Origin of the sequence: Pseudomonas fluorescens (genome assembly GCF_902497895.1) — a bacterium.
In the GTDB taxonomy this organism is placed as follows: domain Bacteria; phylum Pseudomonadota; class Gammaproteobacteria; order Pseudomonadales; family Pseudomonadaceae; genus Aquipseudomonas; species Aquipseudomonas fluorescens_BP.
Map to the genome: position 1 here is coordinate 13664 of NZ_CABVHQ010000043.1, position 14077 is coordinate 27740.

Consider the following 14077-nt stretch of genomic DNA (forward strand, 5'->3'; position numbering starts at 1 on the left):
ATTCAGGGTTGTTCGATGGCCTTTGGCAGCGCTTGCGCCGGCTCGTCGCCGGTGCGGACCGGAAAACGCCAGGCACAGGGCAAGGCCAGCAGGATCAGGATGCCGGTCGCGATGAAAACCTCGCTGATGGCCCCGAGGGTGCCGGCCTGAGAAGTCGCGCCTCCCGCCACGCCAGCCAGACGAAACTCCAGCCAGAGCGAGGCGATCACGATGGCCAGCGATGCCACCAGGCGCCGCGAGATGTTGTTCATCGCCGCGCCCTGGGTGACCATCGGCTCTGGCAGTGCATTGAGCCCGGCGGTGGTAACGGGGATGTAAGACAGACCCAGCCCGGCGCCGCGGACCATCATCAGGACAAAGATCATCCCGATCGTCGCCTCGCTACCGAGCATGCCCATTGCCAGGGTGGAGCCGCCGGTCAGCAGCAGCCCCCAGAACACCACGCCGCGCGGGCCGTGACGGTCCAGCAGCTTGCCGCCGATATGCCCGAACAGACTGGCGAACACCGCCGTACACAGCAGCGCCAGGCCGGTCCAGATAGCGCTGTAGCCCAACACCAGCTGAATCAGCAACGGCAGCAAGACCAGGCACTCGAACATGCCCACCGACTGCACCACGGCGATAATCACGCTCAGGCGATAACCACGCAGGGCAAAGATCCGCAGGTTGAGCAGCGGTGCCGGCCGGCGCAGTTCCAGCCGCACAAACGCCACCAGGCACACAATGGCCACCAGCAACATGCCCAGGTTGAGTGGATCGAGCAGCGCTTGAGCGTGGCGCAGGCGGCCGATGGCGACCATCAGCAAGCCGATGCCTGTGGCGATCAGCAGGTAGCCTGCCAGGTCGAAAGGCTTGCGCTCGCTCGCTTCGGAGGCGGGAAGCACGCCGATGCCGAGGATTAGCGCGACGACGCCTATGGGCACATTCATCAGGAACAGCGAACGCCAACTGAACCACTCCAGCATCAGGCTGCCGCACAAGGGCCCCAGCGCCGGCGCCAGCATCACTGCCGCCCCCCACAAACCGGTGACCCTGCCCCGCTCGCCCTTGGCATAGACCGAGAAGATGATCGCCAGCGACAGCGGGATCATCAGCCCACTGGCAATGCCCTGCACCACGCGCGCGGCAATCACCAAGGCGATGGAGTTGGCCATTGCCCCCAGCAGCGATCCGCACACAAACAGCGCCACGCCCCACAAGTAAAGGCGCTTGCGCCCCACTCGCTGGGCGAGAAAACTGGTCAGCGGCATGGTCATGCCCATGCTCACCATAAACGCCGCAACGATCCAGGTGGCCAGCAGCGGACCGATATCGAAGGCGCTCATGAACGCCGGCAGCGCCGGGTTGAGCGAACTGTTGTTCAGGCTCACCGTCAGCGTGCCCAGCAGCACATTGACCACTACCAACCAGCGCGGCGCTGTTACCGTCAATCGCACTGCGTGACTCCTGTGTCTGGTGTTGCTCCAAGGAAAAGTTGCGGCGGCCGTGGATGACAGAGGAAATCGGCATGGGAAATGTTGTAACCATAGGCCCCGGCCAGCGGCAGCACCAGCATGTCGCCGATGCTGACGCCCCTGAGCGGACAATCGCGGCTCAGCACATCCTTGGGCGTGCAGAGCTGGCCGACGATGGTCCAGGCTTGCGCCACCATGGGCGCCGTTCGGGCAAGCCTGGGCAGATGAATGACCGGGTGATCATGCCCCTGCGCCACCGGCAGTCGGAACTGGTGGGTACCGCCACGACATACCAGGAAGTGCTTGCCGTGGCTGACTTTCATATCCAGCACTTCAATGGCGTAGTAACCGCAGAAGGCGCTGATGAAACGACCGGGTTCAAAGCGCACGATTGGCGCATCGGTACAGGCCGCCAGGCTCTGCCCCAAGTGCGCGCACAACCGCTGCCAATCGAACTGCGGCGCGCCGAGATAATTGACCCCGATGCCACCGCCGACATTGAGATGGGTAATCTGCTCAGGGTTAGCCGACAGCGCCTTCCATTGCGACCAGCGTTGCAGGTAGAAATCGAGCAACTGTTCATGGCGTTCCACCAGCGGCTGATGGGACATCGCATGCACATGAAAGCCCTTGAGCAGCAGATGGCTGGCCTTCTCGACCTGCTGCACCGCCAGGGCCAGCTCCGACTCATCGATCCCGAACGGCGTGGCCACGCCGGCCATCGCCAGCTTGCTGGAAAATGCTGGCGGCAGTTCAGGGTTGATCCGCAGATAGACCGCCTGGACCCGCCCGGCCTCCTGCGCCAGGCGCTGCAGACGCACGATTTCATTCAGGCTTTCGATGTGAATGGCTTCGACCTGCTGCTGCAATGCCGCACGCAGGTCGGAATCCAGTTTGCCGGGGCCGGAGAAGACAAACGGCTTGGGCGTCGGGCAGTCCTTGAGGCGATCGATTTCACCGCCGGAGGAGATCTCGAAACCATCCACCAGCGGCGCCAGCGCCGAGAGGATTTGCGGTTCGCTGTTGGCCTTGATGGCGTAGTACAGCTCGACACCCGCGGGCAAGGCCGCCATCACTTGAGTGACGTGCTGTTTCAACGCATCCAGATCGTAGATGAACATCGCCAGCGGGTCTTCATGCTGCCCCCGTGCCTGATCAATCGCGGCCAGCACCGCTGCGGGTAGCTTATCCATGATTGGCCGCCTTGCCCCACGGGGAAACCAGAGTGACGTAGCCGGCCTGGCGATCGGCCTTGGCCGCCAGACGGACTTTCAGGTTTGTTTTGCAGGCAATCGGCTGGCCGGCGATCAGTGCGTCCAGCTCGGGCGCGGCGCCACTCAACTCGGCGCGGATGCTCACCAGTTGCTGCTCGACCTGCTGCCACATCAGCGGCGCCAGGTGTGGGCGTTCCCAGCTCAGGGCCAGCACGGCCTCGGACAGGTTGTTGACGAACAGGCAGTACACGATGCGGTTCCATCCCTGCTCGCGGGAATAGAGCAGCGATTGACGCACCCGCGGATGAATATCGGCATCAATCCGCGAGATACCCAGTTCATCGGTGAGTTTGACCCCCTCGAAATCCCGCAGCAGCAGCTGTTGCGCACGACCGTTGTCATGGTTCAGCACACTGTTCTGCAAATGCGGCTCCATCACGATGCCATGATTGAAGAACAGCGCCAGCACCGGCCGCAGCAACAGCGCCTGGTAGTCGCTGAACCAGCTCAACAGCAGTTTGTCGCTGATGTCATTACCGTTGAAGCGCTGCAGGAATTCATGCACCAGCGGCCGTAAATGCAGGCCGCGGGCGAACAAGGTGCCGGCCATGATGCTGCAGTCGGTACCGGTATCGAGGCAGAAATTCTCCCGCAGGATTGCCCCGGTCTGCTCGCGAAACCAGTTGCCATCGGCTTCGCTGGCGTGCTCTGGAGCCCAGCTCAACAGGCCTGGCTCGGCCACCACCGAAAGCCCGCCGAGGGTCTCGGGTTGGGTGAGCTGCAATTGCCGGAACAGCCTGTCGATAATCAGCGAGCTTTCCAGTTCATACCAGGCGTTTTTCCTCACGCAGTTGGTGATGCGGACATTCAGCGAGCCCTTGATGAAGTACTCATGGCCCTCGATGTACCAGGTGCGGATCGACGCGGTGGGATTGGCCATCAGCCCCGTGGCGCCGCGATCGACAATGGCGCCGGACTCCAGCAGATGCTGCACGCGGTCATCCTGCATGAACAGCTCTGCCTGCACCGGATGCATGCAGATGATGGCGTGCCCTGCCCTGGCCTGGTCCTGATCGGCAAAACCGGCCAGCACCTGCGCATCGCTCAGGCCATTGGCGCCGATGCTCAGCCCTTGCAGCGGCACTTCGAACAGGTGCAACGGGGTGCGCGCCTGGAATTCCGGGGCATAGGTTTCCTGTGCCAGATGCTCCGGCCACAGCCGCGCCTTGGGTGCAGGGTGGTTCGGGTGGCCAAACCACAGACCCTGTTCACTGGCCAGATAACTGCTCAGCGGATCCGGGCACTTCGCTGCCAGATTGTGCCGGACTATGTCTGCGGTCAGGCCCTGGCTCTGCAGGATCTGATTCATCAACTCATCGTTACAGGCGCTGGTCATGTACTCGCAGGCGGTCAGCAACTGTTCGGCGAACGCCGGGAAATCCGGGCACAGCCATGAGTCGTTTGCCTGCCGGGCATAGACATCGGACAGATAACGATGACTGCCGAGCAGGTCTCGACGATCGACCAGGACAAAAAATTGCTGCTGGTTGGGCAGGCTGATGGTCAGCGGTATGCCCTTCAGGTCGGCACCATCGAAATAACTTCCTGGCGCAATACCATTCATATCCAGCGGCCAGGTATAACTCAGGCAGTCTTCGGGTAGTGCGAACTCTTTTATCAGGCAATTAAGCAAGGCATGGGCTGTCGCCGACTCACTGACTATCCTGGATAAAATTGCTCGATCGGGATTATTCATTTCTGCTCCGCAGTAGCATTTGAGGACACCGGTACGCTATTTAGCGGTGAAGACTAAGTGGCCTTTTAATACCATCGAAAATCAATGTGCCATCCCCACGCCTACTTCTATCTCGAACGGATAAATACAACTCAGTTTCGATCCGTGGGCGCTGGAATTAATACGTGCATGTCATCTTTGTCTTACAGAGCCGATACGCAGAAAAGCATTAGCCAATAGCCCGGCTGTACTGAATAGCAGCGGCCTGTTTCGATAAACCATTAGTTGAGCTGGCTATGCAGCAACAATCATCACGCCCGCAGTTGTGCCAGGGCCGAAGTCAGCCCTTTCTCGAATCGGGCGATAACCAGGCCACACTGTTCATCGTCAATAATCAGTGGAGGCAGCAGGCGCACCACATTACCGTTACGTCCGCCGCGTTCGAGCAACAAGCCTTGCTTGAAGCAGTGTTGTTGAATGGCTGCGGCCAGCGCGGCATCCATCGGGAAGCTGTTCAGCCCATCCGGTGTCTGGCGCTCGTCGACAATTTCGATCCCCAGCATCAACCCGCGGCCCCGTACCTGTCCGAGTGCCGGATAGCGTTGCTGCAACAGCATAAGCTGCTGTTTCAGCCAGCCGCCGCGCTGTGCGGCCTGAGCCGGCAGATCCTGTTCCTGGAGGACCCTGAGGGTCGCCATGCCGGTGGCCATGGCCATCTGATTGCCGCGGAAGGTGCCGCTATGGTTGCCCGGCGCCCAGGCATCAAACTCGCGCTTGATCCCCAGCAGGGCCAGGGGCAGTCCGCCACCAATGGCCTTCGACATCACGATGATATCGGGCTCGATGCCGGCCTGCTCGAAAGCAAACATGTCGCCGGTACGGGCAAAGCCGGACTGCACTTCATCGACGATCAGCACAATCCCGTGTTTGCGGGTCACTTCGCGAATCTTGCGCAACCAGGCGATTGGCGCGGGGTTCACACCGCCCTCGCCCTGGATGGCTTCGAGGATCACCGCTGCGGGCAAGGAAACACCGCTTTCGACGTCTTCGATAAACTGCGTGAAGTAGTAACTGAGGGCCTGTACTCCAGCGTCCCCGCCAATGCCCAGCGGGCAGCGGTATTCGTGGGGATACGGCAGGAACTGAACGCCCGCCATCAGGGTGTGGATGGCGTTCTTCGGCCCGGTATTGCCGGTCACCGCCAGCGCTCCATGGGTCATGCCATGGTAGCCACCGGAGAAGCTGATGATGTTGCTGCGCCCGGTGACGGTTTTCGCCAGCTTGAGCGCCGCTTCTACTGCGTCGGCGCCGGACGGCCCGCAGAACTGCAGGCAGTAGTCGCGCCCATTGCCCGGCAACAAGGCCAGCAGTGCTTCACTGAAAGCATCTTTCAGCGGGGTCGTGAGGTCGAGGGTATGCATGGGCATTCCCGAGGCCAGGAAGTTGTTGATACTCGTCACAACTTCATCGTGATTATGCCCCAATGCCAAAGTGCCAGCTCCGGCCAGGCAATCAAGATAGGTCTTTCCTTCAACATCCGTTACCCATACACCCTGCGCCTTGGCAATCGCCAATGGCAGTTTGCGCGGATAGCTGCGGACATTGGATTCGAACTTGCCTTGACGAGCCAGATAGTCGGCGTTATTTCGATGAAGCTGAGCAGAATGCAATAAGCTTTCACTAAACATAGGTCGACTCCTGATAAGATCCATAGCGGAATTATTATCATTATCAATCGCATATGGCAAGGAATTTCCGAACTAACTGCATGTTTCAAAACAATTAGCGGGCTCCCGGATATAATCCGGGCACAGATAAAACCAAGTCGCGGACTTGGTATTTGGTGAAAAGTTCATCATCAAATAAGGAAATTACCTACAGTAATAATTCCTTATTTCATGATGATCATTACAACTTAAGCAAACAGATGATTGCAAAGTAACATCATTGAACTCTGTCGATTATGCCTGTCCTGCGGATCGCCATAAGGCGACCCGCAGGCAGCAAATTTTCGACTCTGTATGGGCGTATCAGAAGTCCACGGTCGCCGAAAGGAGTAAGGTGCGCGGGGTCGCCAGCGTCAAGCCAGGCTCGCTGTCATCCGAGGCCCCGGCCGAACTCCAGTAGGCCTTGTTCGCCACGTTCTCGACATTGGCACGCAGGGTGATGTCCTTTTCGTCGACCTTGAACCCGTAACGTGCGCCCACGTCGAAACGCTCCCAGGAATCGATTTCCTTGTTGTTGGACTGGTCCAGAAACTGCGAGCTGGAATAGAGGCCGCGACTGGTCAGGGTCAGGCCCTGTACGCCCGGTACGTCCCACTCGGCGCCCAGGTTGACGTTGTATTTCGGCGTGGCAGGCGCCCGGTTGCCGTCGAAGGTGCCATTGGTGGTCTCGTGCAACTCGCTGTCGATGTACATGACACCGCCGAGCAGGCGGAAACCTTTGAGCGGTTCACCGAACATACTCAGTTCCACACCGGTGTTTTCACGCTTGCCGTTCGGGCCGAAGACGCGCGTCGTGGCGTTGGTCTCGTAGGCCGGCTGCTTGATCCGGAACACCGCGGCGGTGACGGCGAACGCACCGGCGTCATACTTGGCGCCGACCTCGACCTGGCGGCTGATGAACGGCGGGAAGATCTCGTCCTCGTTCACCGAGGTCGATGGTGCGATCTTGCCCTGGCTCAGGCCTTCCATGTAGTTGGCATACAACGACAGCTTATCGGTGGCCTTGAACAGGATGCCGCCCGACGGCGAGACTTTTTCCTCATCGTAGGCGGTGGCGCCTTTGACATTATCCGCCCAGTCGTCAACCTTCACCCGCTGCCAGCGGGCGCCGAGGGTCAGCAGCAGCCGGTCATCGAAGAAACCCAGGGTGTCGGACAACGCCACGCCACTGAAGCGGTTCTCGGTATAGACCTTCGGATCCTTTCGCGTCTGGATGCTGGGCGTTGGTGTTACCACCGGGTCATAGATATTGCTTGGGGCCGACCCATAACGAGCGCCGCCATTTTCGAAGTCCATGTAGAAATAGCTGGCGGCCAGGTTGACTTCATGGCTCACCGGGCCGGTATGGAACCAGTTGCGCACCCCCGCGTTGGCCGTCCGGACATTTTCGTCACGGGTGAAGTCACGTGGCTGAACGCTGAAATCGCCAGCGTCGTTGGTGACCGAAACGGCATGCCGGAGAAAGTCATGGTTGCTTTTACGCGCGCCCACACCGCCGTACAGCATGACGGAATCGTTGACGTCGAATTCACCGTTCACTGTGCCGAAAGTGTCGTTGGTACTCGCCTTGCTCCAGGGCTGCGCATAGTTGTGGCGCACATCGCTGGCATGCGGAACCCGCGCGTTGGGGCCGACCTGCACGCGTTCCTGCGGGGCGTCGGTATCACGCTCGGTGCGCCCGATATCCGTCGAGAGCCGCAGGCGTTCACCGCGAAAATCCAGGCCCAGGACGGCCATCTCGCGGTCGACATTCTGGTGATCCCATTCGGTGTCGCCGGACTGCTTCACGCCGTTGAAACGAAGGCCGAACTTGTTGTCTTCACCAAAGCGCCGGCCGACATCCACGGCACCACCGACCTGGCTGTCGGAAGCGTACATACCGGTAAACGAAGTGATGGGCTTGTCGGTCGCGCGCTTGGGCACCACGTTGATCCCGCCACCGACGCTGCCCCGCGGCGAGATGCCGTTGATGAGCTGGCTCGGGCCTTTGATGACGTCGACGCGGTCGGCCATTTCCATGTCGATCGTATAGGTCGGCAGGACGCCGTAGAGACCGTTGTAGGCGACATCACTGTTGAACAGGCTCAACCCGCGAATGGTGAACTGCTCATAACGCCCACCCGCCGGGTTGGTGGCGCGAACCGAGGGATCGCTGGCGATCAGGTCGCCCAAGGTACGAGCCTGGAGGTTTTTGACCGCCTCGCTGGTGTAGGTGGTCACGCTGAACGGCGTTTCCATGAAGTCTTTCGAGCCCAGCAAGCCTTGCGAACTGCGGCGCGCGACCTGGCCGCCGGCATACGGCTCGCCGTGCGCCGAGTCAGTGGCACCGAGAATCGAGGTGGGAGCCAGTTGCAGGCTGCCGCTTTCTGGCGCCGGGGTCAGGGTGTACGCCTGTTCGCCCACCGGCTGCAGTTGCAGACCGGAACCTTGCAGCAACCGGCTAAAGCCCTCCTCGACCGCGTACTCCCCGGAAAGCCCGGGACTGTTGCGACCACTGACCAGCGCCGGGTCCAGCGAAAGGTTGACCCCGGCCAATCCGGCGAAGCGGGTCAACGCGGCGCTGAGGCTACCGGCGGGCACCTGGTAACTGCGCCGAGGGCTGTCTTCGGCCCAGCTGACCGCAACAAATAAAGGACAGGTACCCAGACTCAACAGCAGACTCAGGTGCAACAACGGGCGCAGCCTGGAAGAAGCCAGACGCGTACTGCAGGGCATCGATGGAGGCATTGAGAATCTCTCTGATTTCGTTTCACTGCCTTGAATGACAAGCGAAGCGAAAAAAGGGGACAGGCTTCAGACAAATACCAGGAATTTCTAGCTTCACACATTCCCCGTAGCAGCTGGCGAAGCCTGCGTTCGGCCGCGTAGCGGTCGTAAAATCAGGCGCTGTGGTGTTACAGGTTGATCGTGGTTGCATGATTTGCGACTGCTGCGCAGCCGAACGCAGGCTCCGCCAGCTGCTACGGACCGCGTCGTCGCGTTAACTGACCGGCAGGCTTCAGACAGTATTTTTTCGCGGCAGCAGCGTGACCCAATAACGGGTACGCGAATGCACCTCCAGCGGCAGGCTGGCGGCCAGCAGCGAGAGAATACGATCGGTGTCATCGAGGCGGAAACTACCGGTGACCCGCAGCGACTCAAGCGCAGGTTCCCAGCGCAGCACGCCCGGTCGATAGCTGCTCAGCTCGCGCAAGAACTCCCCCAGCGGCTGGTTCTGCGCCATCAGCACGCCCTCGCGCCAACCCGGCGCAAGCACATCGAATGGCTCCACCGCCCCTGCGCCGGCGGCCAGCAGGCTGACCTGCTGACCGCTGCGCAACGTCAATGCCGGCCCTTTCAAGGGCCGCAATTGCACCGTGCCGTTGAGCACCAAGACCCGGCAGCCGAGCTTATTCTGGCGAACACAGACCTCGCTCTGGCTGACGATAACCTGTCCGTAGTGGGTCTGGACCGTTAACAGTGACGCCCCTGACACCTTCAGCGCCATTTCGCCGGCTACCAGCGTCAGGCGCCGGCTCGGCAGATCGACATTGACGGCAGTGGCGGTATTGAGATGCAGGGTGCTGCCATCGGCCAGCACTACCTGCTTGCGCTCCCCGGTGGCGGTGTGCAGGTCGGCGCGCCAGGCGTCCAGGGGCAATTGCCGACTGAGCAGCACGGCGGTCGGCACCAGCACCGCCGCGCCCAAGGCGCGTTTAAGCAGCTTGCGCCGCCCCGAGTCCGGGCGGTCCAGGCTGCCCATGGCCAGGGCCGAAGGCAGCGCGGCAAAGCGCTGGCGCAAGAGTTGAGCCTTCTGCCAGGCCTGTTCGTGACTGGCGCAACTGTCGCGCCAGTGCTGCAGCGCGGCTCGATCCTGTTCATTGGCGCCGCCGGATTCCAGCAATGCCAGCCACTGCGCGGCAGCCCGTGCTACTTGGCGGGCTTCGGCCGAAGGCGGCGGATTGATCACAGCGCCACCAGCAGACAATGCTCGTAGGCTTGCGCCATGTAGCGCTTGATCGTGCGTTCCGACACCCGCAAACGCTCGGCGATCTGTTGATACCCCAGGCCTTCCAGCTGGCTCCAGAGAAATGCCCGGCGTACCGCTGTCGGCAACCCGTCGAGCAGTTCGTCCAGTACTTGCAGGGTTTCCAGCAGCACCCAGCGCTCCTCGGGAGACGGCGCACTGTCCTCAGGCAACAGCGCGAGCGCATTCAAATAAGCCTGCTCCAGGCTGCGACGCTGGTAGAAATTGCTCAGCAGCCGCTTGCCCACCGTCAGCAAATACGCCCGTGGCTCCTGCAAGTCGGCAATCCGCTGGGAACTGGCGAGAACCCGCATGAACGTATCCTGACTCAGGTCCGCCGCATCGCAGCCGTTTCCCATGCGTTGCCTCAACCAGCCCTCCAGCCAGCCACGATGGTCGCGGTACAGGTCGTGGAGGGTTTGCTCCGTCGGCATCGCAGTATCACTCATGTCAGGAAACCGCCAAGGAATAATTTAAATGAGATTCATTCTAATTAGTAACACTGTGATAAACCAAGCTCTTTTATGTATTCATTGGCCGGGAGGGGTCGCAAGGGCTGGAGCGGGGATAAGCCTTTGCTCCTGAAAGCACTGGTCCTTCGGGGTTGGTGCTGTTGGCGAATGGAGGATTTGGATGAGGGACAAAATTCTGTAGGAGCCGCAGGCTGCGATCTTTTGATCCTGGCGGCGGTGGTGCCCGCAGAAAAGATCCGCAATCCCCTGTAGGAGCTGCCGAAGGCTGCGATCTTTTGATCTTTCGCTTGGGACTCAAGTGGACCTGGAAAGATCGCAGCCTCGTTTCACTCGACAGCTCCTACACAGCTCCTACACAGCTCCTACCCAGCTCCTACGCCGCCGACCGTGTGCACCTGCGCTCTTGTGGGTGTCTGCCAATCCCACACCGACCCTGTGCACCTGCAATGTCGTGGATTTCCCTCGCCGGTTGCGTAAACCTGCAATGTCCTGGCTGTCCGCAATCCCCTGTAGGAGCTGCCGCAGGCTGCGATCTTTTGATCTTTTGATCTTTCGCTTGGGACTCAAGTGGAACTGGAAAGATCGCAGCCTCGTTTCACTCGACAGCTCCTACACAGCTCCTACACAGCTCCTACACAGCTCCTTGCCGACCGTGTGCACCTGCGCTCTTGTGGGTGTATCCCCTAGAACGTCTTGCCAGCACTGGCCACCAGCGTTGCGCCACACAGGTCGTCGAAACCGGTGAAGCTCAGGCACTCGGCTTTCGACAGGTCGCTATCGATGTAACTCAACCCCCAGGTGATGCCGACCAGGTCACGACTGAGCTTGATCTCCCAATCGCGGTAGCCGGCGCGGCTGTTGCCGTTGGCGCTGAAGAACACCTCGTCCTTGTAGTCAACGTACTCATAGCGCGCTTCCAGGCCAATTTCAGCAGGCAGGACCGTGCGGTAGCCGATAAACACCGAAGAAAAGTCTTCGTCTTTTTTGCCCTTCTGGAAATTGCCCTGCTCATCCTCGTAGTCCGGGCCTTTCATGTTGTTGGCGTATTTGCCGCCGAGCAGAACACCGTATACATCCAGGGTGGACTGGATATCGCTCTGGTTGTACTGGCTTTCACGAGGGAAGTCGTACTTCGTATAGAAGGTATCCAGGCTGATGTCGTCGCTGATTTGCCAGAAATAGCCGGCGTAGTACTCAAGCTCCTGGCGGGTGCTGGAGTCGTAGCCAAAATCGACATTCGAAGTCCAGACGCCGGCATACACGCCGCTGGAGTGGCTGAGGGTGACTGCCAGTTGCGCGGCAGGATCGCCCTGGGTTTGCGAGATGCCGCTACTGCGATAATCACTGACCAGCACGGGCGCAATGGTCAGGGTGAAGGTGTCGCTGAGTTCCAGCGCCTGGGCATTGAGCAGTGGCGCCAAGGTGAGGCCGGCAAGCACGAAGACAGATAAAGCGTTCATAGCGGTTCTCTTGTTTTTATGGGGATGTGCAGGTTTTCAGGTTTTTTTGTAGGAGCAGCCGGTCGACGCTCGATTGCTCGCGATGGCGGACTGTCAGGCGGCATCAATGTTGACTATCTGGCCCTCATCGCGAGCAAGCCCGCTCCCACATTGATCTCTGTCAGGCAGAAAATTTGTGTATGCAGGAGATCCCATGTGGGGGCGGTGACGGTCAGGAGTCCGCTGCGTAGACCTGCTTGCCGGCGAAAAAGGTCTTCAGGACCTTGGTCTCGAACAACTCGTCGTCGCTGACCTTGAACACATCACGGTCGAGGATGATCAGGTCGGCCTGTTTGCCAGGCGCCAGCGAACCGATCTGCCGGTCCAGGCGCAGGGCTTTGGCGGCGTTGAGGGTGTAGGCGTAGAACATGCTCAGCCGATCGATGCTTTCCTTGGCATTGAGCACACCCAGCGGACCTTTGCGGGTACTGGCCTGGGCAATGGCGTTCCACGGGTTGGGGCTGGACACCGGCCAGTCACTGCCGCCGGCGATGACCGCGCCAGCGCTGTGCAGAGATTTGGCCGGATACTGGTAACCGTAGGCAAAGGCGCTGATATAGGGTTTGACCAGCTCCACGGTGTAGCTCTCGCCGGTGGCCCACAGCAGTTGCATGGAAGCGATCACCCCAAGCTGCTTGAAGCGTGGAAACTCTTTCGGGTTGACCAGCTGCAGGTGGCTGATGCTATGGGCCACCGGCGCGGGATTGAGCTTGCGCGCATATTCAAAGCCATTGAGCGACTCACGCACCGCACGGTCGCCGACCGCATGCATGTGCACGATCCAGTCGCGCTTCTCCGCCGCCACCACCAGCTCGCCAAAATGCGCGGGGTCGATCAACAGCTGTCCGTTTTTATCACTGTTGTTGAAGGGCACGATGACCGCCGCGGTCTGCCCCGGAAACTCCAGGACGCCATCGGCAAACACCTTGATGCCCGGGAAGCTCAGGTTGGGCACGCCCTCGAATTGCTTCATCACCTTGGCCAGCACCTCCAGATCGGCCGGCCGGCTTTTTGGATTGGCCAGCAGCAAAGCGGCGACGTGGGCGCTGAGTTCGCCCTGCTCCGCCAGCGTGCGGTACAGCGGCAGCACCCCGTAACTCTGCTCGGTTGCCTGGAAATCGAACAACGAATCGGCACTGCCGGCATTCGCCGCCGCGTCCATCCAGGCGGTGACGCCATACTGATTGTTGACCTTTACCGCCTCGCGGGCGGCCTTGAGCATGACCTCATCGCTGGGCGCGGGCAGCTGGCTGCGGATCTGGTCCCAGCGAGACTCGGCAAAATAACCGTTGGGCGTGAAGTCCGCTTCATGCCCGACATAGTTGCGCTCATTCTCCGGCAGGCTTTTGACCAGCGCGGCGTCGATCTTCAGACGCTTGAGCATGGCGTTGTTGGCCCAGCCGGTATGCCCGTCAATCCCGCTCAGAACCACCGGCTGCTCGGCCCAGCGGCCCTGATTGAAGCGCTTGCCCAGTTCACGGCTCTGCTCCCAATAGGCCGAGCTGACCCCGGCAATGCTGATCACGTCACCGGCACGGGCGCGGCCTGCCTGGTCCTGCTCGATGATCCATTGCTCAAGCTCCGGCAACGGTTTTACTTCGTCCAGCAGGTTGGCACCCAGGCTGTCGAAGGCGGCAACCACCGGGTGACTATGGGTATCAATCATTCCAGGCATCAGCACCTTGCCCGCCAGGTCGATGCGCTGGGTCTGCGCATCGGCCAGGGCGTTGATCTGCGCATCGCTGCCGACCTTGAGAATCTTGCCGTTTTCTACCGCTACCGCTTTAGCCAGGGATTGCCCGGGAATCCCGGTAAACACCTTGCCATTGGTCAGTATCAGGTCAGCCGCGGCCATGGCCTGCAACGAGGGCAGCGTTAACATGGCCGCCAACAGGCACGAGCTAATTCGCTTCATCTGAACGTCCTCTTATTGTTTTTATCGTGGTTGTGCGCTTGGCCTCTGATCGAA

The 14077-nt window shown here is 60.4% G+C and carries 9 protein-coding genes; all 9 read right to left on the reverse strand.

Annotation, left to right across the window (positions count from 1 at the left end):
- Positions 1–2: 2 nt before the first annotated feature.
- Positions 3–1430 (reverse strand): DHA2 family efflux MFS transporter permease subunit, encoded by a 1428-nt coding sequence (locus tag F8N21_RS20215; protein ID WP_150643822.1) that lies wholly within the window; start codon positions 1428–1430, stop codon positions 3–5.
- Positions 1427–2647: a type III PLP-dependent enzyme gene (locus F8N21_RS20220; RefSeq protein ID WP_150643790.1), complete on the reverse strand. Its 1221-nt coding sequence runs from the start codon at positions 2645–2647 to the stop codon at positions 1427–1429. Before F8N21_RS20220 ends, F8N21_RS20215 begins: the two co-directional genes overlap by 4 nt.
- Positions 2640–4424, reverse strand: a complete 1785-nt coding sequence (locus tag F8N21_RS20225; protein WP_150643791.1) for an IucA/IucC family protein — start codon at positions 4422–4424, stop codon at positions 2640–2642. The genes F8N21_RS20220 and F8N21_RS20225 overlap by 8 nt, the downstream gene beginning before the upstream one ends.
- Before the next feature lie 290 nt (positions 4425–4714).
- A complete protein-coding gene (locus tag F8N21_RS20230) occupies positions 4715–6091 on the reverse strand; it encodes a diaminobutyrate--2-oxoglutarate transaminase (protein WP_150643792.1) in 1377 nt (458 codons plus the stop codon).
- A gap of 342 nt (positions 6092–6433) precedes the next feature.
- Positions 6434–8857, reverse strand: coding sequence for a TonB-dependent receptor (locus F8N21_RS20235; protein WP_150643793.1), 2424 nt, complete (start codon positions 8855–8857; stop codon positions 6434–6436).
- A gap of 271 nt (positions 8858–9128) precedes the next feature.
- Positions 9129–10079: a FecR domain-containing protein gene (locus F8N21_RS20240; protein ID WP_150643794.1), complete on the reverse strand. Its 951-nt coding sequence runs from the start codon at positions 10077–10079 to the stop codon at positions 9129–9131.
- Complete coding sequence (locus tag F8N21_RS20245; protein WP_150643795.1) at positions 10076–10585, reverse strand: sigma-70 family RNA polymerase sigma factor; 510 nt, start codon at positions 10583–10585, stop codon at positions 10076–10078. Before F8N21_RS20245 ends, F8N21_RS20240 begins: the two co-directional genes overlap by 4 nt.
- A 707-nt stretch (positions 10586–11292) precedes the next feature.
- On the reverse strand, positions 11293–12069 hold the full coding sequence (locus F8N21_RS20250; RefSeq protein WP_150643796.1) for a TorF family putative porin: 777 nt from the start codon (positions 12067–12069) through the stop codon (positions 11293–11295).
- Positions 12070–12280: 211 nt separating this feature from the next.
- A complete protein-coding gene (locus tag F8N21_RS20255; protein ID WP_150643797.1) occupies positions 12281–14023 on the reverse strand; it encodes an amidohydrolase in 1743 nt (580 codons plus the stop codon).
- Positions 14024–14077: the final 54 nt, after the last annotated feature.

What these genes read in the sequence shown, in the direction of transcription:
- F8N21_RS20255 (WP_150643797.1), bottom strand. Translation starts at nt 14,023, where the DNA reads ATGAAGCGAATTAGCTCGTGCCTGTTGGCGGCCATGTTAACGCTGCCC.
- F8N21_RS20225 (WP_150643791.1), bottom strand. Translation starts at nt 4,424, where the DNA reads ATGAATAATCCCGATCGAGCAATTTTATCCAGGATAGTCAGTGAGTCG.
- F8N21_RS20230 (WP_150643792.1), bottom strand. Translation starts at nt 6,091, where the DNA reads ATGTTTAGTGAAAGCTTATTGCATTCTGCTCAGCTTCATCGAAATAAC.
- F8N21_RS20245 (WP_150643795.1), bottom strand. Translation starts at nt 10,585, where the DNA reads ATGAGTGATACTGCGATGCCGACGGAGCAAACCCTCCACGACCTGTAC.
- F8N21_RS20235 (WP_150643793.1), bottom strand. Translation starts at nt 8,857, where the DNA reads ATGCCTCCATCGATGCCCTGCAGTACGCGTCTGGCTTCTTCCAGGCTG.
- F8N21_RS20250 (WP_150643796.1), bottom strand. Translation starts at nt 12,069, where the DNA reads ATGAACGCTTTATCTGTCTTCGTGCTTGCCGGCCTCACCTTGGCGCCA.
- F8N21_RS20220 (WP_150643790.1), bottom strand. Translation starts at nt 2,647, where the DNA reads ATGGATAAGCTACCCGCAGCGGTGCTGGCCGCGATTGATCAGGCACGG.